This is a genomic window from Pseudomonas sp. BJa5, from assembly GCF_030272875.2.
Lineage (GTDB): Bacteria > Pseudomonadota > Gammaproteobacteria > Pseudomonadales > Pseudomonadaceae > Aquipseudomonas.
In genome coordinates, this window is the sequence record NZ_JALRNG020000004.1 from 162,063 (window position 1) to 181,719 (window position 19,657).

The 19,657-nt window shown below is 63.7% G+C and carries 21 protein-coding genes; 15 read left to right on the forward strand and 6 right to left on the reverse strand.

Annotation, left to right across the window (positions count from 1 at the left end):
- Positions 1 to 53: 53 nt before the first annotated feature.
- From rpoZ to M2D63_RS03885, 4 genes are read left to right on the forward strand one after another with little or no spacing between them, the layout of a single operon-like run.
- On the forward strand, positions 54 to 317 hold the full coding sequence (gene rpoZ, locus M2D63_RS03870) for a DNA-directed RNA polymerase subunit omega (protein ID WP_225786768.1): 264 nt from the start codon (positions 54 to 56) through the stop codon (positions 315 to 317).
- 60 nt (positions 318 to 377) lie between these two features.
- A complete protein-coding gene (gene spoT, locus M2D63_RS03875; RefSeq protein WP_285861476.1) occupies positions 378 to 2,486 on the forward strand; it encodes a bifunctional GTP diphosphokinase/guanosine-3',5'-bis pyrophosphate 3'-pyrophosphohydrolase in 2,109 nt (702 codons plus the stop codon).
- Positions 2,487 to 2,509: 23 nt separating this feature from the next.
- A complete protein-coding gene (locus M2D63_RS03880; protein WP_038615925.1) occupies positions 2,510 to 2,890 on the forward strand; it encodes a RidA family protein in 381 nt (126 codons plus the stop codon).
- Between the two features lie 55 nt (positions 2,891 to 2,945).
- Entirely contained in the window at positions 2,946 to 3,686 is a 741-nt protein-coding gene (locus tag M2D63_RS03885; protein ID WP_285861477.1) for a hypothetical protein, read from the forward strand.
- A 3-nt stretch (positions 3,687 to 3,689) separates the two neighbouring features.
- Here M2D63_RS03885 and M2D63_RS03890 read toward each other — a convergent pair whose 3' ends face one another.
- Positions 3,690 to 4,553: an SDR family oxidoreductase gene (locus M2D63_RS03890; protein ID WP_285861478.1), complete on the reverse strand. Its 864-nt coding sequence runs from the start codon at positions 4,551 to 4,553 to the stop codon at positions 3,690 to 3,692.
- Positions 4,554 to 4,749: 196 nt separating this feature from the next.
- Here M2D63_RS03890 and exbB point away from each other — a divergent pair, with 196 nt between their 5' ends.
- The 6 genes from exbB to M2D63_RS03920 all read left to right on the forward strand — a co-directional run bounded on the left by exbB (position 4,750) and on the right by M2D63_RS03920 (position 11,453).
- Positions 4,750 to 5,715, forward strand: a complete 966-nt coding sequence (gene exbB / locus M2D63_RS03895) for a tonB-system energizer ExbB (protein ID WP_285861479.1) — start codon at positions 4,750 to 4,752, stop codon at positions 5,713 to 5,715.
- 3 nt (positions 5,716 to 5,718) lie between these two features.
- On the forward strand, positions 5,719 to 6,144 hold the full coding sequence (gene exbD, locus M2D63_RS03900; protein WP_038998010.1) for a TonB system transport protein ExbD: 426 nt from the start codon (positions 5,719 to 5,721) through the stop codon (positions 6,142 to 6,144).
- Positions 6,141 to 6,878: an energy transducer TonB gene (locus M2D63_RS03905; RefSeq protein ID WP_285861480.1), complete on the forward strand. Its 738-nt coding sequence runs from the start codon at positions 6,141 to 6,143 to the stop codon at positions 6,876 to 6,878. The genes exbD and M2D63_RS03905 overlap by 4 nt, the downstream gene beginning before the upstream one ends.
- Positions 6,879 to 6,971: 93 nt before the next feature.
- Positions 6,972 to 7,892, forward strand: a complete 921-nt coding sequence (locus M2D63_RS03910) for a hydrogen peroxide-inducible genes activator (RefSeq protein WP_285861481.1) — start codon at positions 6,972 to 6,974, stop codon at positions 7,890 to 7,892.
- A 9-nt stretch (positions 7,893 to 7,901) separates the two neighbouring features.
- Complete coding sequence (gene recG / locus M2D63_RS03915) at positions 7,902 to 9,977, forward strand: ATP-dependent DNA helicase RecG (protein WP_285861482.1); 2,076 nt, start codon at positions 7,902 to 7,904, stop codon at positions 9,975 to 9,977.
- Positions 9,978 to 10,052: 75 nt separating this feature from the next.
- On the forward strand, positions 10,053 to 11,453 hold the full coding sequence (locus M2D63_RS03920) for an aminoacyl-tRNA deacylase and HDOD domain-containing protein (RefSeq protein ID WP_285861483.1): 1,401 nt from the start codon (positions 10,053 to 10,055) through the stop codon (positions 11,451 to 11,453).
- Positions 11,454 to 11,475: 22 nt separating this feature from the next.
- Here the strand turns inward: M2D63_RS03920 and M2D63_RS03925 are convergent, their stop codons facing one another.
- The 4 genes from M2D63_RS03925 to M2D63_RS03940 all read right to left on the reverse strand — a co-directional run bounded on the left by M2D63_RS03925 (position 11,476) and on the right by M2D63_RS03940 (position 13,817).
- The gene (locus M2D63_RS03925) at positions 11,476 to 11,850 is read right to left on the reverse strand and encodes a helicase (RefSeq protein ID WP_285861484.1); all 375 of its coding nucleotides are present in this window, start codon (positions 11,848 to 11,850) and stop codon (positions 11,476 to 11,478) included.
- A gap of 152 nt (positions 11,851 to 12,002) precedes the next feature.
- A complete protein-coding gene (locus M2D63_RS03930) occupies positions 12,003 to 12,278 on the reverse strand; it encodes an HU family DNA-binding protein (RefSeq protein ID WP_003213368.1) in 276 nt (91 codons plus the stop codon).
- 188 nt (positions 12,279 to 12,466) lie between these two features.
- Positions 12,467 to 13,615 (reverse strand): NAD(P)/FAD-dependent oxidoreductase, encoded by a 1,149-nt coding sequence (locus M2D63_RS03935; RefSeq protein ID WP_285861485.1) that lies wholly within the window; start codon positions 13,613 to 13,615, stop codon positions 12,467 to 12,469.
- Between the two features lie 34 nt (positions 13,616 to 13,649).
- Entirely contained in the window at positions 13,650 to 13,817 is a 168-nt protein-coding gene (locus tag M2D63_RS03940; RefSeq protein ID WP_011536423.1) for a rubredoxin, read from the reverse strand.
- A 168-nt stretch (positions 13,818 to 13,985) separates the two neighbouring features.
- On the opposite strand from M2D63_RS03940, the gene M2D63_RS03945 reads away from it, so the two are divergent.
- Positions 13,986 to 14,549 carry a chorismate lyase gene (locus tag M2D63_RS03945; RefSeq protein ID WP_285861486.1) on the forward strand — a complete coding sequence of 188 codons (564 nt, stop codon included), beginning with the start codon at positions 13,986 to 13,988 and terminating at the stop codon, positions 14,547 to 14,549.
- Positions 14,549 to 15,436, forward strand: a complete 888-nt coding sequence (gene ubiA / locus M2D63_RS03950) for a 4-hydroxybenzoate octaprenyltransferase (protein ID WP_285861487.1) — start codon at positions 14,549 to 14,551, stop codon at positions 15,434 to 15,436. Before M2D63_RS03945 ends, ubiA begins: the two co-directional genes overlap by 1 nt.
- Positions 15,437 to 15,497: 61 nt before the next feature.
- Here the strand turns inward: ubiA and M2D63_RS03955 are convergent, their stop codons facing one another.
- On the reverse strand, positions 15,498 to 15,872 hold the full coding sequence (locus M2D63_RS03955; RefSeq protein ID WP_285861488.1) for a hypothetical protein: 375 nt from the start codon (positions 15,870 to 15,872) through the stop codon (positions 15,498 to 15,500).
- Between the two features lie 146 nt (positions 15,873 to 16,018).
- Between M2D63_RS03955 and phoB the strand changes: the two genes are divergently transcribed.
- The 3 genes from phoB to M2D63_RS03970 all read left to right on the forward strand — a co-directional run bounded on the left by phoB (position 16,019) and on the right by M2D63_RS03970 (position 19,510).
- Complete coding sequence (gene phoB / locus M2D63_RS03960; protein WP_010225936.1) at positions 16,019 to 16,708, forward strand: phosphate regulon transcriptional regulator PhoB; 690 nt, start codon at positions 16,019 to 16,021, stop codon at positions 16,706 to 16,708.
- Between the two features lie 72 nt (positions 16,709 to 16,780).
- Positions 16,781 to 18,055, forward strand: a complete 1,275-nt coding sequence (phoR, locus tag M2D63_RS03965; RefSeq protein ID WP_285861496.1) for a phosphate regulon sensor histidine kinase PhoR — start codon at positions 16,781 to 16,783, stop codon at positions 18,053 to 18,055.
- 114 nt (positions 18,056 to 18,169) lie between these two features.
- The gene (locus tag M2D63_RS03970) at positions 18,170 to 19,510 is read left to right on the forward strand and encodes a hemolysin family protein (protein WP_285861489.1); all 1,341 of its coding nucleotides are present in this window, start codon (positions 18,170 to 18,172) and stop codon (positions 19,508 to 19,510) included.
- The last annotated feature ends 147 nt before the right edge of the window (positions 19,511 to 19,657 follow it).

Sequence of the window (19,657 nt, forward strand, 5' to 3'; positions counted from 1 at the left end):
GAGTCCGCTCGCCCATTCGGGCTGAACACCGCATTTGCTACTTGAGGAAGACCATGGCCCGCGTAACCGTTGAAGACTGCCTAGAACACGTGGATAACCGTTTTGAGCTGGTCATGCTCTCTACCAAACGTGCCCGTCAGCTGGCCACCGGCGGCAAAGAGCCGAAAGTGGCGTGGGAAAACGACAAACCTACCGTCGTAGCCCTGCGTGAAATCGCTGAAGGCATCGTCACCCCCGAGTTCATCGCCGCCGAAGAAATCGTCACCGAAGATCCAGTCTTCGCTGCGTTCGAGGACGAGAACAACGAGGCCGTCTAAGCCTATGCCTGGTCGACGTAGTACGGCGCAGGACCCAGCCCCTCGGCAGGAGGTCGTACCTTGCCGAGCATAGACGCCCTCGCCGATCGCCTGTCGACCTACCTCGGCGCCGACCAGGTCAACCTGGTGCGCCGGGCGTACTTCTACGCCGAACAAGCCCACGACGGCCAGCGCCGTCGTAGCGGCGAAGCCTACGTCACGCATCCGCTGGCGGTGGCCAGCATCCTTGCCGACATGCACATGGACCATCAGAGCCTGATGGCCGCCATGCTCCATGACGTGATCGAAGACACCGGCATCGCCAAGGAAGCCCTCAGCTCGCAGTTTGGCGAGACCGTGGCCGAACTGGTCGACGGGGTCAGCAAGCTGACCCAGATGAACTTCGAGACCAAGGCCGAAGCCCAGGCGGAAAACTTCCAGAAAATGGCCATGGCCATGGCCCGGGACATCCGCGTGATCCTGGTCAAGCTGGCCGACCGCCTGCACAACATGCGCACCCTTGAAGTGCTGTCCGGCGAAAAACGCCGGCGCATCGCCAAGGAAACCCTGGAAATCTACGCCCCCATCGCCAACCGCCTGGGGATGCACAGCGTGCGCGTGGAATTCGAGGACCTCGGCTTCAAGGCCATGCACCCGATGCGCTCGTCCCTGATCCACCGCGCGGTGAAGAGCGCCCGCGGCAATCGCAAGGAGATCGTCGCCAAGATCGAAACCTCGCTGGCCAACTGCCTGGCCGTCGACGGCATCGAAGGCGAAGTCAGCGGCCGGCAAAAGCACCTCTATGGCATCTACAAGAAGATGCGCGGCAAGCGCCGGGCCTTCAACGAGATCATGGATGTCTATGCGTTTCGCATCATCGTCGACAAGGTAGACACCTGCTACCGCGTGCTCGGCGCCGTGCACAACCTGTACAAGCCGCTGCCCGGACGCTTCAAGGACTACATCGCGATCCCCAAGGCCAACGGCTACCAGTCGCTGCACACCACCCTGTTCGGCATGCACGGGGTGCCCATCGAGATCCAGATCCGCACTCGCGAAATGGAAGAGATGGCCAACAACGGCATTGCCGCGCACTGGCTGTACAAGTCCAGCGACGACGAGCAGCCCAAGGGCACCCATGCCCGTGCCCGCCAGTGGGTCAAGGGCGTGCTGGAAATGCAGCAACGCGCGGGCAACTCCCTGGAATTCATCGAGAGCGTGAAGATCGACCTGTTCCCGGACGAGGTCTACGTGTTCACGCCCAAGGGCCGGATCATGGAGCTGCCCAAAGGCTCCACGGCGGTCGACTTCGCCTACGCGGTACACACCGACGTCGGCAACAGCTGCATCGCCTGCCGGATCAACCGCCGCCTGGCGCCGCTGTCCGAACCGCTGCAGAGCGGCTCCACCGTCGAGATCGTCAGCGCCCCGGGCGCCCGGCCGAACCCGGCCTGGCTCAACTTCGTGGTCACCGGCAAGGCCCGCACGCACATTCGCCACGCCCTCAAGCTGCAACGCCGCTCCGAGTCCATCAGCCTGGGCGAACGCCTGCTGAACAAGGTGCTCAACGGCTTCGACAGCGCCCTGGACAAGATTCCCCAGGAGCGTATCCAGGCCATGCTCAGCGAGTACCGCCTGGAACTGCTCGAAGACATGCTCGAAGACATCGGCCTGGGCAACCGCATGGCCTATGTGGTCGCCCGCCGCCTGCTGTCCACCGAAGGCGAGCAACTGCCGACTCCGGAAGGTCCGCTGGCGATCCGCGGCACCGAAGGCCTGGTGCTGAGCTACGCCAAGTGCTGCACGCCGATCCCGGGCGACCCGATCGTCGGCCACCTGTCGGCCGGCAAGGGCATGGTCGTGCACCTGGAGAACTGCCGCAACATCAGTGAAATCCGCCACAACCCGGAAAAATGCGTGCAGCTGTCCTGGGCCAAGGATGTCACCGGCGAATTCAACGTCGAACTGCGCGTCGAGCTGGAGCACCAACGCGGCCTGATCGCCCTGCTGGCCAGCAGCGTCAACGCCGCCGACGGCAACATCGAGAAAATCAGCATGGACGAGCGCGATGGTCGCATCAGCGTGGTCCAACTGGTGGTCAGCGTGCACGACCGCGTACACCTGGCCCGCGTGATCAAGAAACTGCGCGCCCTGACCGGGGTGATCCGCATCACCCGCATGCGCACGTAGCCCAATAACAGCAAGGAGTCATCATGACCAAGACCGTCATCACCAGTGACAAGGCCCCAGCCGCCATCGGCACCTACTCCCAGGCGATCAAGGCCGGCAACACGGTGTACATGTCCGGGCAGATCCCCCTGGACCCGAAAACCATGGAACTGGTCGAAGGCTTCGAAGCCCAGACCGTCCAGGTCTTCGAAAACCTCAAGGCGGTTGCCGAGGCTGCTGGTGGTTCGTTCAAGGACATCGTCAAGCTGAACATCTTCCTGACCGACCTGAGCCACTTCGCCAAGGTCAACGAGATCATGGGCAAGTACTTCGAACAGCCGTACCCAGCCCGCGCCGCTATCGGCGTTGCCGCTCTGCCACGCGGCTCGCAAGTCGAAATGGACGCTATCCTGGTCCTCGAGTAATACCCAGGGGGCAGGCCGGACGGCCTGCCCTCCCCGCCCTGCAAGGACCCCCGTCATGCGCCACGCGCTAGCCCTGTCGCTGCTCGCCGCCCTGCTGAGCGGCTGCGCCAGTCACAGCCCGGAAGACCTCAACGGCACCTGGATCAACCAGAATGCCATCGACGCTGCCGTCAAAGGCAACAACCTGCGTCAAGCCCTGCTCAGCAACGGCCCGAACCTCGAATGGAAGGTCAACATCGCTGCCTCCCAGGCCACCTTCAGCAACGGCTTCGAAGCCGGAGACGGCGCCCTCAAGGCCGTGAAGGACGATGAGTGGGAAGTGGATTTCTACGGTAACTACGTGGAAAAACTCAGCCTCGATGGCGACGAGCTGATCCAGGCCGCCAGCGACGCCAACCCGCAGCCAAGCACCTTCGAGCGCGCCGATAAGCCCGCACCGGCGGATGCACCTGTCGGTACCACCTTCGAAACCGCGCTCTACAGCGCCTACCTGGGCGGAGACTGGAAGGTCATCGAAGGCCCGGGCAGCGGCGCCGTGGTGCACTTTCGCGCCAATGGCCAGCTCGACGGCATGCCCGGCCTGGACCGCTACGCGCTGTGTCTGGCTGGCGATTGCGCCGCCATGAGCGGCGAGTTCGACAGCCTCTGGCTTGAGCGCAACAAGCAAGGCAACCCATGGATCTTCAAGCGCGACGGTAAACAGCTGGAAATCTTCCAGGCCGTCAACCAGGCCAAGGGCGACGAGATGCCCGACCTGCATCCCGGCACCCGACGCTGGCTGCTTGAGCGTCAGTAAGACTCAGACGCTGTCGTTACCGGCAAGGATCGCCGCATAGCCTTCCTTGTAGCTCGGGTACTGTGGCGCCCAGCCCAGTGCCCGGGCACGGGCGTTACTGCAACGCTTGCTGCCGGTACGACGCACCCGCTCCTGATCCGACCATTGGGTAACGCCCATGTACTCACGCAGCCAGGCCACCACCTCGGCCAACGGCGCAGGCGCGTCATCCACACCGATGTAGCAATCCTCCAGCGCACGCCCCTGGGCGTCAGCCTTGAGCAAAAAGGCCAGCAAGCCGGCGGCGTCCTCGGCATGAATGCGATTGCCGTACAGTGGCGGCTCTTGCGTCACCCGATAGCCCTGGCGCACCTGGCTGAGCAACCATTCCCGGCCCGGCCCGTAGATACCGGTCAGGCGCACGATACTGGCAGGAATGCCGCTGGCCAGGGCCAGTCGCTCGGCCTCGAGCATGACCGTGCCGGAATAGCCGTGCGGCTCGGTAACCGAGTTCTCGTCGATCCACTCGCCCTGCTGCTGGGCGTAGACGCTGCTGCTGGAGACGAACAGCAAGCGCCTGGGTTTCTGGCCACGCTCGGCCAACCAGCCGAGCACATGCTTGAGGCCCTCGACATAGGCGGCCTGATAGCCCGCCTCGTCATGCTGGCTGGCAGCCACGCTGTACACCAGGTAATCCGGTGCTTCACTCGGCCAGCCGTCCGGGCAGCGCGCATCGAACAGGTCGGCGGCAATCCCGGCAACCCCTGCCGGCAACTGACCAATATTGCGTCGCAGACCACTCACCTGCCAGTTGCAGGCCAGCATTTGCTCGGCCAGGCGGCCACCGACATCGCCACATCCGACAATCAGAACAGAAGGCGCAGACATCCCGATACTCCGCAAATCAAAGGGCCAGCCTATCCAAAAAAATCGATAGGCGGCTAGCTATCGTGAAAAAAAAGAAACTTTATTACTTCTGCTAACAAGAATTACTTGCAATAATGGCCGCCCAAATTTTGTTCTCGGCCCGTCTCGAGGCCTAGAAGGACATCCACTTCTTTCTTCTTCATCAGGTCCGGCCAGCATGACACGTATTCAACCTTCCGCTTCGCCAACCACGCCGCGCGCCTGGCGCGCCATTGCCGCGCTGATGTTCAGCCTGGCAGTGGCCCCGGCAGCCCTGGCTGATGAGCCGACCGCGCAGCCCGCAACGCCAGCCGCCGCCGTAGCGCCTGCTGCCGCTGCCCCCGTCGATCCAGCCGCCGCCCCTGCTGCGGCTCCGGTCGACGGCCAGGCCGTAGGCGCCGCCGAAGAAGTCGAAGCACTGGTTGAAGACACCAGCCTGGGCATGGCTCACGACCTGTCCCCATGGGGCATGTACAAGAACGCCGACGTAGTGGTCAAAGCGGTCATGATCGGCCTGGCCATCGCCTCGATCATCACCTGGACCATCTGGATCGCCAAGGGCTTCGAGCTGATGGGCGCCAAGCGCCGCCTGCGCGGTGAAATCGCCCTGCTGAAGAAATCCGCCACCCTCAAGGAAGCCAGCGAAGGCGCCAACCAGGAAGGCACCCTGGCCCACCTGCTGGTCCACGATGCCATGGATGAAATGCGCCTGTCGGCCAACGCCCGCGAGAAAGAAGGCATCAAGGAACGCGTGAGCTTCCGTCTGGAGCGCCTGGTCGCCGCCAGCGGCCGTAACATGAGCAGCGGCACCGGCGTGCTGGCCACCATCGGTTCCACCGCACCGTTCGTCGGTCTGTTCGGTACTGTTTGGGGCATCATGAACAGCTTCATCGGTATCGCCAAAACCCAGACCACCAACCTCGCCGTGGTTGCCCCAGGTATCGCCGAAGCCCTGCTGGCCACCGCCCTGGGCCTGGTTGCAGCGATCCCGGCCGTGGTCATCTACAACGTCTTCGCCCGCTCCATCGCCGGCTACAAGGCCCAGGTCGCCGACGCGTCGGCCGAAGTCCTGCTGCTGGTCAGCCGCGACCTGGACCACCAGCCAGAGCGCGCCGCTACCCCTCACATGGTGAAAGTGGGGTAAGCCATGGGCCTGCATCTTAACGAGGGTGGCGACGATCTCGCCGAGAACCACGAAATCAACGTCACGCCGTTTATCGACGTGATGTTGGTCCTGCTGATCATCTTCATGGTGGCAGCGCCCCTGGCAACCGTCGACATCAAGGTCGACCTGCCGGCCTCGACCGCCAAGCCGGCGCCAAGGCCGGAGAAACCCGTGTTCCTCAGCGTCAAGGCCGACCAGAACCTCTACGTCGGTGAAGAGCAGGTGCAGCGCGACCAGCTCGGTGCGGTACTCGACGCCAAGACCAAGGGCGACAAGGACACCACGATCTTCTTCCAGGCCGACAAGGGTGTGGATTACGGCGATCTGATGGAGGTCATGAACACACTGCGGGCGGCCGGTTACCTGAAAGTCGGTCTGGTCGGGCTTGAGACGGCAGCCAAGAAATGATCAAGACGCGGCATAAGCTGGCGCGTTACAGCAGTAGTCTGGCGATTGTGCTGGGTATCCATGCCGTTGCCGTGTTGCTGACGCTCAATTGGTCGGTTCCCCAGGCTATCGAATTGCCGCCAGCGGCGATGATGGTGCAGATGGCACCGATGCCTGAACCGGCCCCTCCACCGCCACCGAAGGTGGTGACTCCGCCACAGCCGCCAGCACCGGTCGAAGAGCCGCCGCTGCCGAAACTGGCCGAGGCACCGAAGCCGAAGATCGCCATCGCCAAGCCGGCCAAGCCCAAGGCCAAGCCGCAGCCGCCCAAGCCGGAGAAAAAGCCTGAGCCGCCGCAGCAAAAGCCTGCCGATGAGGAAGTGGTCGATACCCCGCCAAACACTGCCCCTGCGCAGAAGTCGGCGGCACCGGCACCGAGCATCGCCAGCAACAGCAATGCCCTGCCGACCTGGCAGAGCGACCTGCTGCGCCACTTGGCCAAGTACAAGCGCTACCCGGAAAACGCCCGACGCATGCGCATGGAAGGCATCAACCGGCTGCGTTTCGTGGTCGACGCCGAGGGCAAGATTTTGTCCTTCTCCCTGGCCGGAGGCTCTGGCAGCGCGGCACTGGATCGAGCGACCCTGGAGATGATCCGTCGGGCCCAACCGGTTCCACCACCGCCCAAGGAATTGCTCAACAACGGCAGCATCGAGGTCATCGCGCCTTTCGTCTATTCCCTGGACAAGCGTTGATCCATTGTTTCTGTCACAACTGAGCAACTCTGATAACGTGCGTCTATCGATTGCAGCCGCTATGCTGGGGGCGCAACTTCATGGACGCACGTTATGACCCTCACAGAATTGCGCTACATCGTCACTCTCGCCCAGGAACAGCACTTCGGCCACGCCGCCGAACGCTGCCATGTCAGCCAGCCGACCTTGTCGGTGGGCGTGAAAAAGCTCGAGGACGAGCTGGGTGTGCTGATTTTCGAGCGCAGCAAAAGCGCGGTACGCCTGACCCCGGTCGGTGAAGGCATCGTCGCCCAGGCCCAGAAGGTCCTCGAACAGGCCCAGGGCATCCGCGAGCTGGCCCAGGCCGGCAAGAACCAGCTGACCGCTCCGCTGAAAGTCGGTGCCATCTACACGGTCGGCCCGTACCTGTTCCCGCACCTGATTCCGCAACTGCACCGGGTCGCCCCGCAGATGCCGTTGTACATTGAAGAAAACTTCACCCACGTCCTGCGCGACAAGTTGCGCAACGGCGAGCTGGATGCAGTGATCATCGCCCTGCCATTCAACGAGGCCGATGTCCTGACCTTGCCGCTGTACGACGAGCCTTTCTATGTGCTGATGCCCAGCGAGCACCCCTGGACGCAGAAGGACACCATCGACGCCAGCTTGCTCAACGACAAGAGCCTGCTGCTGCTCGGCGAAGGCCATTGCTTCCGAGACCAGGTCCTCGAAGCCTGCCCGACCCTGACCAAGGGCAGCGACGGCGCCAAGCACACCACAGTGGAATCCAGCTCGCTGGAAACCATCCGTCACATGGTCGCCTCCGGCCTTGGCGTATCGATCCTGCCGCTGTCGGCGGTGCATAGCCATCACTATGCCCCCGGCGTCATCGAAGTCCGCCCGCTGAGCCCACCGGCACCGTTCCGTACCGTGGCGATCGCCTGGCGCGCCAGCTTCCCGCGGCCCAAGGCCATCGAGATCCTCGCCGACTCGATCCGCCTGTGCTCGGTCGCCAAGCCACCCGTGAGCCAGTAGGACACCGTCATGCCGGAGTTGTCCCAGGTCTCGGTGACGGCGTTGAAGGGCGTGGGCGAGGCTATGGCCGAGAAGCTCGCCAAGGTCGGCCTGGAGAACCTCCAGGACGTGCTGTTCCACCTGCCCTTGCGTTATCAGGACCGCACCCGTGTGGTCCCGATCGGCGCCCTGCGCCCCGGCCAGGACGCGGTGATCGAAGGCGTGGTCAGCGGCACTGATGTAGTCATGGGCAAGCGCCGCAGCCTGCTGGTGCGCCTGGGCGACGGCACGGGCGTGCTGAGCCTGCGCTTCTACCATTTCAGCAACGCGCAGAAGGAAGGCCTCAAGCGTGGCACCCACCTGCGCTGCTACGGCGAAGCGCGCCCCGGCGCCTCGGGCCTGGAAATCTACCATCCCGAGTACCGCGCGCTGACCGGTGACGAGCCGGCCCCGGTGGAACAGACCCTGACGCCGATCTATCCGACCACCGAAGGCCTGACCCAGCAGCGCCTGCGCCAGTTGTGCCAGCAGAGCCTGGCCATGCTCGGCCCGCGCAGCCTGCCCGACTGGTTGCCCGAGGAACTGGCCCGGGACTACCGACTGGCGCCGCTGGATGACGCCATCCGTTACCTGCACCACCCGCCGGCCGATGCCGACGTGGACGAACTCGCCGAAGGCCAGCACTGGGCCCAGCACCGCCTGGCCTTCGAGGAACTGTTGACCCACCAGCTGTCCCAGCAGCGCCTGCGCGAAAGCCTGCGCGCCCAGCGTGCGCCGGTGCTGCCCAAGGCCAGCCGCCTGCCGCAGCAGTACCTGGCCAACCTGGGCTTCAGCCCCACCGGTGCCCAGCAGCGGGTCGGCAACGAGATCGCCTACGACCTCAGCCAGCCCGAACCGATGCTGCGCCTGGTCCAGGGTGACGTCGGCGCCGGCAAGACCGTGGTCGCCGCCCTGGCCGCCCTGCAGGCCCTGGAGGCCGGCTACCAGGTCGCGCTGATGGCGCCCACCGAGATTCTCGCCGAGCAGCACTACGCCACCTTCAAGCGCTGGCTGGAGCCGCTGGGCATCGAAGTCGCCTGGCTGGCCGGCAAGCTCAAGGGCAAAGCCCGCGCCAGCGCCCTGGAGCAGATCGCCGGCGGCGCGCCCATGGTGGTCGGCACCCATGCCTTGTTCCAGGACGAGGTCAAGTTCAGCAACCTGGCCCTGGCGATCATCGACGAGCAGCACCGCTTCGGCGTGCAGCAGCGCCTGGCGCTGCGCCAGAAGGGCGTGGGCGGACAACTCTGCCCGCATCAGCTGATCATGACCGCCACGCCCATCCCGCGCACCCTGGCGATGAGCGCTTATGCCGACCTGGACACCTCGATCCTCGACGAGCTGCCGCCCGGACGCACACCGGTCAACACCGTGCTGGTGGCCGACAGCCGGCGCTTCGAAGTGGTCGAACGGGTGCGCGCCGCCTGCGCCGAAGGCCGTCAGGCCTACTGGGTCTGCACCCTGATCGAAGAATCCGAAGAACTGACCTGCCAGGCTGCCGAAACCACCTTCGAAGAGCTGGGTAGCGCACTGGGCGAATTGCGCGTCGGCTTGATCCACGGGCGCATGAAACCTGCCGAAAAAGCCGCGGTAATGGCCGAGTTCAAGCAGGGTCACCTGCAGCTGCTGGTGGCAACCACAGTGATCGAGGTCGGTGTCGACGTGCCCAACGCCAGCTTGATGATCATCGAGAACCCCGAGCGCCTGGGCCTGGCCCAGCTGCACCAGCTACGCGGCCGGGTGGGCCGCGGTAGCGCGGTCAGCCATTGTGTGCTGCTGTACCATCCACCACTGTCGCAGATCGGCCGTGAGCGCCTGGGCATCATGCGCGAAACCAATGATGGTTTCATCATTGCCGAGAAGGATCTGGAACTGCGCGGCCCCGGTGAAATGCTCGGCACCCGCCAGACCGGCCTGTTGCAGTTCAAGGTCGCCGACCTGATGCGCGACGCCGACCTGCTGCCCGCCGTGCGCGATGCCGCCCAGGCGTTGCTGGCGCGCTGGCCGGACCACGTCAGCCCGTTGCTCGATCGCTGGTTGCGCCACGGCCAGCAATATGGACAGGTGTGACGCCCGTCCCAGAATGGATCCAGCTTCAGGTGCAAGCTGGTTATACTGTTGCGATTGAATTTCTGGATTCAGACCATGACTGAAGTTGCCCTGGATACCGCAATCCCCCACGCCCCGTCGGTTATCCGGCTGCTGCTGGAAAAACTCGGCATCGGCTGGCGCGAAGTACTGGATCAGCCGCACTTGCTGCCCGAACGCAAGGTCCAGGCCGTGTTGCTCGACGACGCGGTCGGCGCCCTGATGGTGCTGTTTCCACAAAATCAGTTGCTCGACCTCAATCGCCTGACCGAGCTGACCGGCCGCAAGCTGGCCGCCGTGCCCCTGGAGCGCCTCAAGCACATGCTCGACAAGCATGGCCTGAAGATTCTCCCGGGCATTCCGGCGCTGACCAGTTCACCGTGCCTCTACGAAGAGAGCCTGCTGCTGCCGGAAAGACTGCTGGTGCATTCCGGTGAAGCCGGTGTGCTGCTGGAAATCGGCCGCGACGACTTCAAGAAGATGCTCAGCAAGGCCAGCGCCGGCAACTTCGGCGAACGCCTGAGCAGCATCCGGCCGAACCTCGACCGCCCTGCCGACGACCGCGATGAAATCACCCAGGCGGTCCAGGCCTTCACGGCCCGACGCATCCAGCAGCGCCTGGAAAGCACCATCGAGATTCCACCGCTGGCAGAAACCGCGCAAAAGATCATCAAGCTGCGGGTCGACCCCAACGCCACCATCGACGACATCACCGGCGTGGTCGAAACCGACCCGGCCCTGGCCGCCCAGGTGGTCAGCTGGGCGGCATCGCCCTACTACGCCTCACCCGGCAAGATCCGCTCGGTGGAAGATGCCATCGTACGCGTGCTGGGCTTTGACCTGGTGATCAACCTGGCGCTGGGCTTGGCCCTGGGCAAGACCCTGAGCCTGCCCAAGGACCATCCACAGCACACTACGCCCTACTGGCAGCAGTCGATCTACACCGCCGCGGTCATTGAAGGCCTGACCCGCGCCATGCCCCGCGCCGAGCGTCCGGAGGCCGGCCTGACCTACCTCGCCGGCTTGCTGCACAACTTTGGCTACCTGTTGCTGGCGCATGTCTTCCCGCCGCACTTCTCGCTGATCTGCCGGCACCTGGAGGTCAACCCACACTTGTGCCACAGCTATGTCGAGCAACACCTGCTGGGCATCAGCCGCGAGCAGATCGGTGCCTGGCTGATGCGCTTCTGGGACATGCCGGATGAGCTGGCCACCGCCCTGCGCTTCCAGCACGATCCGCAGTACGACGGCGACTATGCGGCCTTCCCGAACCTGGTGTGCCTGGCCGTGCGCCTGCTGCGCGCCCGCGGCATCGGTTCGGGGCCGGACGAGCCGATCCCCGACGAGTTGCTCGAGCGCCTCTGCATCAGCCGTGAAAAGGCCGAAGATGTGGTGAACAAGGTATTGGAGGCCGAAGTGCTGCTGCGCGAGCTGGCTTCGCAGTTCAACCAGCACTGAGCCCGTGGCCTGGCCCTGCGGGTCAGGCCTTCTTCTTCGGCACCAGGTACTTCATCAGGCCCTGGAACCAGATCACCAGCGCCGGGTTGCCCTTGATCTGGATGCTCTTGTCCTGGATGCCCTGCATGAATGCCAGTTGCTTGTTCTTGGCCTGCAAGGTGGCAAATCCAAAGGCCGGATCCTTGAAGGCAATGGCGAAGGCCGGCGCGGCATGGGTGCCGGACTGGCTGCTGATGCGCTTGTCCTTGACGATGAAGTGACGGGCGACCTTGCCATCGAGGGTCTGCAGCTGGAACACCAGGTCCTTGTCGGCCAGTTGCTGCTGGAAAGCCGGGTTCTTGCGGCTGGCCTTGGCCATCAGCAGGCCCATGGCCCAAAGGAGAAAGCGAAACTTCATGTGCACGCCTCGGCTAAAAAGTGACTGGCGAAGCAGTTTATAGTCTCGCTACGAAAACACCATAGCTGCCGGGTCAGAAGTCATATACCGAAATAAAAAACGGGCACCTGATCGGGTGCCCGTTTTTCAATGTAATCGTACAGGGCAGCGCATCAAGGATTGACGCTGTCCTTCAGGGATTTGCCTGGTTTGAACGCTACGGTGTTGCTGGCCTTGATCTTGACCGGCTCGCCGGTTTGCGGGTTCTTGCCGGTGCGGGCACCGCGATGACGCTGCAGGAAAGTACCGAAGCCGACCAGCGTAACGCTGTCCTTGCGATGCAGGGCGCCAGTGATTTCTTCGAGCACGGCGTTGAGTACGCGGTTGGCTTGCTCTTTGGTGAGGTCAGCCTTTTCAGCGATGGCGGCGGCGAGTTCTGGTTTACGCATAGTGAAGCCCCTTTGACGGATTTTTTGTTGTTATGCCGTGCTGCCCTTCAAGAGCAGCGCCCAAGGCACCGCAGGCTCTAAACTGCGGCAGACGGGAGTGAGAATGGCATGCCGACAGGGGCCGCGCCAGTGTCCGGGCGGCCATTGTTGGGGCAATAACAGGGCAAACCCGACAGAACGCCAGCTATTTACGCCATGAGCGCCGGAAGTTGCCGATTTAGAGCCAGCTTCTCCATCACCGCCGTGCCGGTGAGCGCATAGCCCAGCAGATTACCCTCGGTGTCATGGCAGAGCACCTTGAGGTCAAGGCCCTGGCCTTCGACCTGCCAGTTGCCTTCACGGCCATGGGGCGGCGGCGAAACCACCAGCGGGCAGGCCGGCGTCTTGACCGTCACCGGCATGGGGCCATAGGCAACCGCTGTCGGGTTGCCGGCCAGGGTCTGGGCCAGGGCACGTGCGCAACTCATCAATGGCATGACGTACAGCAGGTTGAGCCCGTCGACTTCGGCGCAGTCGCCCAGGGCGTAGATATTGGCGTGGGAGGTGCGCAACTGGCGGTCGACCACCACACCGCGATTGACCTGCAAGCCGGCAGCCGCCGCCAGGTCGATACGCGGTCGCAGGCCGACGGCGGAAACCACCAGGTCGCAGGCAATCACCGCACCATCGGACAAGTGCGCTTCCAGCCCCCCGGCAATGCGCTGCAGGCGCGTCAGCACCGGCCCGAGGTGGAAACGTACGCCCAGCCCCTCCAGGCCCGCCTGGACGGCCGCAGCGGCAGCCGGATGCAGCAGCGTTGGCATGACCTGCTCGCACGGCGCCACCAGTTCGACCTGGAACCCGCCCAGGCTCATGTCATTGGCGAACTCACAGCCGATCAGGCCAGCGCCGAGGATCAGCACCCGCTGCTTGCCGGCAGCGGCGGCACGGAAACGGGCATAGTCCTCCAGGTCGTTGATCGGGAAGATCGCCTCGCCAGCATCGCCCTCCACTGGCACCTGCACGGTCTGCGCGCCCCAGGCCAGGATCAGGTCGCGATAGGCCACCTGCTCCTCACCGATCCACAGGCGCTTGTGGCCCGGGTCGATGCCGCTGATGCGGGTGTGGGTACGCACTTCGGCCTTGAGCTGTTCGGCCATGGCCCCCGGTTCGGCCATGCTCAGGCCGTCGGCGTCCTTGTTCTTGGCAAAGCCGGTGGACAGCATCGGCTTGGAATAGGAGCGGCCGTCGTCAGCGGTAATCAGCAGCAGCGGAGTGTCGCCATCGAGCTTGCGAAACTCGCGGGCCAGGTTGTAGCCCGCCAACCCTGTACCGACAATTACCACTGGAGCCGTCATGCCGTGCTTTCCTTGAACATTGATTAAATAGCGATCAGCCGATGGCGATCATTTCGAAATCCGATTTGCCGACGCCGCAGTCGGGGCACAGCCAGTCTTCCGGCACGTCTTCCCAGCGGGTGCCCGGGGCGATGCCGTCGTCCGGCCAGCCCTCGGCCTCGTCATAGATCAGGCCGCAGACAATACACTGCCACTTCTTCATCACACACTTCCTCAACGAACACAGGCTTTGGAGTGGCCGCTCTCGGGAACGTTACAGTGGCGACCATCAACGAGGGGGCTTTGTACTGGAGCCAGGTGCCAGCATGCAAGCCGGATTGGCCATTCATGCTAAGCTCGCGGTCTCTTTGGCCTGTTAATCCATACCATCGTGCCGTACGAAACATCGCAAGCGCCCGCTGCAGAATGGTTGCAGTACTCGCAGGTAGCGGACAGCTCGACACCTGCCCTGCTGGACTGGTTGTTCGATGAAGGTTCCCTGACCCGACGCCTGACTCGATTATCCGCCGATCACTTTTCCGTGACACCCCTTTACGAAGGCTGGCAGCCGCTGCGCGACGACGAATGCCAGGCCCTGGACCTGCCGCCCGGCAGCGAAGGCTGGGTCCGCGAGGTGTACCTGCGCGGTCACGGCCAGGCCTGGGTCTTCGCCCGCAGCGTGGCCGCGCGCAGCGCCCTGGAAAGCGGCGGGCTGGACATGGAAGCGCTGGGCAGCCGCTCCCTGGGCGAGTTGCTGTTCTGCGACCAGGCCTTTACCCGTCGTGCCATCGAGGTTTGCCATTACCCCAGGGCCTGGCTGCCGCCTGCCGATGCCAGCGACACGCTGTGGGGACGCCGCTCACGCTTCGACCGGGCCGGGCTGAGCGTGCTGGTTGCCGAAGTCTTCCTGCCGTCGTTGTGGCAGGCCGCCGACCTTGCCGGGGAGAACCGCTGATGTACCTGCAGATGCTCAAGTCGCTCAATCGCCTGCATCCACGGGCCTGGGACTTCATCCAGCTGAGCCGCATGGACCGCCCGATCGGCATCTACCTGCTGCTGTGGCCGACCCTTTCGGCGGTGTGGATCGCCGCCAAAGGTGCGCCGACCCTGGCCAACGTGGTGATTTTCACCCTCGGCGTGGTGCTGATGCGTGCGGCCGGCTGCGCCATCAATGATTTTGCCGACCGCAAGGTCGACGGCCACGTCAAACGCACCGCCGACCGTCCGCTGGCGGCCGGCCGGATCAAGGCCCGCGAAGCCCTGGTGCTGTTTGCCCTGCTGGTCGGCGTGAGTTTCCTGCTGGTGCTGTGCACCAACGCCTCGACCGTGTGGCTATCGTTCGGCGCAGTGGCGCTGGCGGCCTGTTATCCGTTCATGAAGCGCTACACCTACTACCCGCAGGTGGTGCTGGGGGCGGCCTATTCCTGGGGTATTCCCATGGCCTTCACCGCCGCCACCGGCGAGCTGCCGGCGATTGCCTGGCTGCTGTACATCGCCAACCTGATGTGGACGGTGGGTTATGACACCTACTACGCCATGGTCGACCGCGACGATGACCTGAAGATCGGGGTCAAGTCCACGGCCATCCTGTTTGGCGAGGCCGACCGGATCATCATCCTGACCCTGCAGGTGCTGTCGCTGGGCTGCCTGCTGTTGGCCGGCAACCGCTTCGAACTGGGGGGCTGGTTCCACCTGGGGTTGTTCGCTGCCCTGGTGTGCTTTGCCTGGGAGTTCTGGTCGACCCGCAAGCTGGACCGCGAGTCGTGCTTCAAGGCCTTCCTGCACAACCACTGGGCGGGGTTGCTGATCTTTATCAGCATCGTGCTGGATTACAGCCTGTAAAGCCTATCGCGGGGCAAGCCCGCTCCTACGGTTGGAGCGGGCTTGCCCCGCGATGAAATCACTACGGCTTGGCGACGTGCCAGACATCCTTCATACCGTCACCGGTCATGTCACCGGCCTTTTTGTCCTTGACGAAGGTATACAGCGGCTTGCCGTCGTAGGCCCATTGCATGGAACCATCGTCACGCTTGATCTGTGTCCACTTGCCCTCCGCCTTCTCGCCCGCCTTGGCCATCAGCGGCGGCCAGTTCTTGGCGCATTCACCGTTGCACATAGACTTACCGCCTGCATCCTTGTCAAAGGTGTACAACGTCATGCCGGCATGGTCGACCATCATGCCGTCTTTCATCATGGCATGATCGGCCGAAGCGATCCCCGGCAAGGCCAGTGCCACTGCGGAGAAGAGCGCCATCCAGTTCAGCGTATGTCGTGTCATTGGATCCACCGTGTTTCTCGAGAGAGGGAATTTAAGCCTAGCTCAGTAACCGAATGTTGCTGCAACGGCCCCATACCTGTCACACGACTGCAATAATTCCGTTATCTAATGCGGGCCACGACACCTGAATGGGAAGAGGTTTGAACATGGTTGGCAGAAACATTCTGATCGTCGACGACGAAGCGCCGATCCGCGAGATGATCGCCGTTGCATTGGAAATGGCCGGCTATGACTGCCTGGAAGCCGAGAATTCCCAGCAGGCCCATGCCATCATCGTCGACCGCAAGCCGGACCTGATCCTGCTCGACTGGATGCTGCCCGGCACCTCCGGCATCGAGCTGGCCCGGCGCCTGAAGCGCGACGAGCTGACCGGCGATATCCCGATCATCATGCTCACCGCCAAGGGTGAGGAAGACAACAAGATCCAGGGCCTTGAAGTCGGTGCCGATGACTACATCACCAAGCCGTTCTCGCCGCGCGAGCTGGTGGCTCGCCTGAAGGCCGTACTGCGCCGCGCAGGCCCCAGCGACGGCGAAGCACCGATCGAAGTCGGCGGCCTGCTGCTCGATCCGATCAGCCACCGCGTGACCATCGATGGCAAGCCTGCCGAGATGGGCCCGACCGAATACCGCCTGCTGCAGTTCTTCATGACCCACCAGGAACGCGCCTACACCCGCGGCCAGTTGCTCGATCAGGTCTGGGGCGGCAACGTGTATGTCGAGGAGCGCACCGTGGACGTGCACATCCGCCGCCTGCGCAAGGCACTGGGTGACGCCTACGAGAATCTGGTACAAACCGTCCGTGGCACCGGTTATCGCTTCTCCACCAAGAGCTGAACCGATCTTCACGTATTGCAAAGGACGCGTCGTTAATTGAACCAGAACTGGCATGGCACCCTGATTCGCCACATGCTGTTGCTGATCACTGGCTGCCTGCTGGTTGGCCTGATCAGCGGCTACTACGGCTGGAGCCTGGCCCTGGGCCTGGCGCTCTACCTGGGCTGGACCCTGAAACAACTGCTGCGCCTGCATGAATGGCTGCGCCTGCACAAACCCGACGAGGCACCACCCGATGGCTACGGCCTGTGGGGCGAGGTGTTCGACAGCATCTACCACCTGCAACGCCGCGACCAGCGGGTGCGCGGCCGCCTGCAGGCGGTGATCGACCGGGTGCAGGAGTCCACCGCTGCCCTCAAGGACGCGGTGATCATGCTCGACAGCGACGGCAACCTTGAGTGGTGGAACCGCGCCGCCGAAACCCTGCTCGGCCTGAAAACCCCGCAGGACAGCGGCCAACCGGTGACCAACCTGGTCCGCCACCCGCGCTTCAAGGAGTACTTCGAGCAGGAGAACTACCTCGAACCGCTGGAAATCCCTTCACCGATCAACGACCGCCTGCGCGTGCAACTGCACATCACCCGCTACGGCAACAACGAACACCTGATGCTGGTACGCGATGTTACGCGCATCCACCAGCTCGAACAGATGCGCAAGGACTTCGTCGCCAACGTCTCCCATGAGCTGCGCACGCCGTTGACGGTGATTGCCGGCTACCTGGAGACCCTGCTCGACAATGTCGAGGACGTGAACCCGCGCTGGGTCCGCGCCCTGCAGCAGATGCAGCAGCAAGGCGGGCGCATGCAGACCCTGCTCAACGACCTGTTGCTGCTGGCCAAGCTGGAAGCCACCGACTACCCCTCGGACAACCAGCCGGTGGCCATCGACGCCCTGCTGCAATCGATCAAGAGCGATGCCCAGGCCCTGTCCGGCCAGCGCAACCAGAAGATCAGCCTGGAAGCCGCCCCCGGCATTCGCCTCAAGGGCAGCGAGGCGGAGCTGCGCAGCGCGTTTTCCAACCTGGTGTTCAACGCGGTCAAGTACACCCAGGACGAAGGGCAGATCCGCATTCGCTGGTGGGCCGACGAACAGGGCGCGCACCTGAGTGTGCAGGACTCCGGGATCGGCATCGATGCCAAGCACCTGCCGCGCCTGACCGAACGCTTCTACCGGGTCGACTCCAGCCGCGCCTCCAACACCGGCGGCACGGGCCTGGGCCTGGCGATCGTCAAGCACGTGCTGTTGCGCCATCGCGGCCGCCTGGAGATCAGCAGCGTGCCGGGCCATGGCAGCACCTTTACCTGCCATTTCACCCCCGCCCAGATCGCCCAGCGCCAGGCCTCCTGACGCCACGCCCCTAGGCAACCGGACACTCAGCCGCTACATTGGCGGACTTGTGCCAGCGAATGCTGGCACCGCCTTTCTTATTTTTTCAGATGACGGACCCCGTAAAACCCCATCATGGACCCTTCCCCTGGTTTTAGCCTCGCTTCACTGTTCGCCGATTTCGGCATGATCATTTTTGCTTTGCTGCTGGTTCTGCTTAACGGCTTTTTCGTTGCCGCCGAGTTCGCCATGGTCAAGTTGCGCTCGACCCGGGTCGAGTCGATTGCCGAGCAGCATGGCTGGCGCGGGCAGATCCTGCGCACCGTACACAATCAGCTCGATGCCTACCTGTCCGCCTGCCAGCTGGGTATCACCCTCGCCTCCCTGGGCCTGGGCTGGGTCGGTGAGCCGGCCTTCGCGCACTTGCTCGAACCTGTGCTGGCCGCCGTCGGCGTAGAGTCGCCGGAAGTCATCAAGGCCATTTCGTTCTTCAGCGCCTTCTTCGTGATTTCCTACCTGCACATCGTGGTCGGCGAGCTGGCGCCCAAGTCCTGGGCCATCCGCAAACCCGAGCTGCTGTCGCTGTGGACCGCGGTCCCGCTGTACCTGTTTTACTGGCTGATGTACCCGGCCATCTACCTGCTCAACGCCAGCGCCAATGCCATCCTGCGCATTGCCGGCCAGGGTGAGCCCGGGCCCCATCACGAGCACCATTACAGCCGCGAAGAACTGAAGCTGATCCTGCACTCCAGCCGTGGCCAGGACCCCAGCGACCAGGGCATGCGCGTACTGGCATCGGCGGTGGAAATGGGCGAACTGGAGGTGGTCGACTGGGCCAACTCCCGCGAGGACATGGTCTGCCTGGATGCCAACGCGCCGCTCAAGGAAATCCTGGCGATGTTCCGCCGCCACAAGTTCAGCCGCTACCCGGTGTTCGATGCCGAACGTAACGAGTTCATCGGCCTGTTGCACATCAAGGACCTGTTGCTGGAACTGGCCGACCTGGACCATATCCCCGAGTCCTTCAACCTGGCCGAACTGACCCGGCCGCTGGAGCGGGTATCCCGGCACATGCCGCTGGCCCACCTGCTGGAGCAGTTCCGCAAGGGCAGCGCGCACTTCGCCCTGGTCGAAGAAGCCGACGGCAAGGTGATCGGCTACCTGACCATGGAAGACGTGCTGGAGGTGCTGGTCGGCGACATCCAGGACGAACACCGCAAGGCCGAGCGCGGCATCCTCGCCTATCAGCCAGGCAAGCTGCTGGTACGTGGCGACACGCCGCTGTTCAAGGTCGAACGCCTGCTGGGCGTGGACCTGGACCATATCGAAGCGGAAACCCTCGCCGGCCTGGTCTACGAGACCCTCAAGCGCGTGCCGGAAGAGGAAGAAGTGCTGGAGGTCGAAGGCCTGCGCATCATCATCAAGAAGATGAAAGGCCCGAAAATCGTCCTGGCCAAGGTGCTCAAGCTCGATTGAGCCTTCTTGGGGGTGGGCGGTGTATTTATCGCGGGGCCACCCCCCACCAACCCCGGTAGGATCCGGCCTGCCCCCCCAATGGGCCCCCTCAAGCCCCCCGCCCCAAAAACATCAGCCCCGGACCCCCGGCAAAAAAGCCCCACACGT

What these genes read in the sequence shown, in the direction of transcription:
- rpoZ (WP_225786768.1), top strand. Translation starts at nt 54, where the DNA reads ATGGCCCGCGTAACCGTTGAAGACTGCCTAGAACACGTGGATAACCGT.
- M2D63_RS03880 (WP_038615925.1), top strand. Translation starts at nt 2,510, where the DNA reads ATGACCAAGACCGTCATCACCAGTGACAAGGCCCCAGCCGCCATCGGC.
- M2D63_RS03885 (WP_285861477.1), top strand. Translation starts at nt 2,946, where the DNA reads ATGCGCCACGCGCTAGCCCTGTCGCTGCTCGCCGCCCTGCTGAGCGGC.
- M2D63_RS03890 (WP_285861478.1), bottom strand. Translation starts at nt 4,553, where the DNA reads ATGTCTGCGCCTTCTGTTCTGATTGTCGGATGTGGCGATGTCGGTGGC.
- exbB (WP_285861479.1), top strand. Translation starts at nt 4,750, where the DNA reads ATGACACGTATTCAACCTTCCGCTTCGCCAACCACGCCGCGCGCCTGG.
- exbD (WP_038998010.1), top strand. Translation starts at nt 5,719, where the DNA reads ATGGGCCTGCATCTTAACGAGGGTGGCGACGATCTCGCCGAGAACCAC.
- M2D63_RS03905 (WP_285861480.1), top strand. Translation starts at nt 6,141, where the DNA reads ATGATCAAGACGCGGCATAAGCTGGCGCGTTACAGCAGTAGTCTGGCG.
- M2D63_RS03910 (WP_285861481.1), top strand. Translation starts at nt 6,972, where the DNA reads ATGACCCTCACAGAATTGCGCTACATCGTCACTCTCGCCCAGGAACAG.
- recG (WP_285861482.1), top strand. Translation starts at nt 7,902, where the DNA reads ATGCCGGAGTTGTCCCAGGTCTCGGTGACGGCGTTGAAGGGCGTGGGC.
- M2D63_RS03920 (WP_285861483.1), top strand. Translation starts at nt 10,053, where the DNA reads ATGACTGAAGTTGCCCTGGATACCGCAATCCCCCACGCCCCGTCGGTT.
- M2D63_RS03925 (WP_285861484.1), bottom strand. Translation starts at nt 11,850, where the DNA reads ATGAAGTTTCGCTTTCTCCTTTGGGCCATGGGCCTGCTGATGGCCAAG.
- M2D63_RS03930 (WP_003213368.1), bottom strand. Translation starts at nt 12,278, where the DNA reads ATGCGTAAACCAGAACTCGCCGCCGCCATCGCTGAAAAGGCTGACCTC.
- M2D63_RS03935 (WP_285861485.1), bottom strand. Translation starts at nt 13,615, where the DNA reads ATGACGGCTCCAGTGGTAATTGTCGGTACAGGGTTGGCGGGCTACAAC.
- M2D63_RS03940 (WP_011536423.1), bottom strand. Translation starts at nt 13,817, where the DNA reads ATGAAGAAGTGGCAGTGTATTGTCTGCGGCCTGATCTATGACGAGGCC.
- ubiA (WP_285861487.1), top strand. Translation starts at nt 14,549, where the DNA reads ATGTACCTGCAGATGCTCAAGTCGCTCAATCGCCTGCATCCACGGGCC.
- M2D63_RS03955 (WP_285861488.1), bottom strand. Translation starts at nt 15,872, where the DNA reads ATGACACGACATACGCTGAACTGGATGGCGCTCTTCTCCGCAGTGGCA.
- phoB (WP_010225936.1), top strand. Translation starts at nt 16,019, where the DNA reads ATGGTTGGCAGAAACATTCTGATCGTCGACGACGAAGCGCCGATCCGC.
- phoR (WP_285861496.1), top strand. Translation starts at nt 16,781, where the DNA reads ATGCTGTTGCTGATCACTGGCTGCCTGCTGGTTGGCCTGATCAGCGGC.
- M2D63_RS03970 (WP_285861489.1), top strand. Translation starts at nt 18,170, where the DNA reads ATGGACCCTTCCCCTGGTTTTAGCCTCGCTTCACTGTTCGCCGATTTC.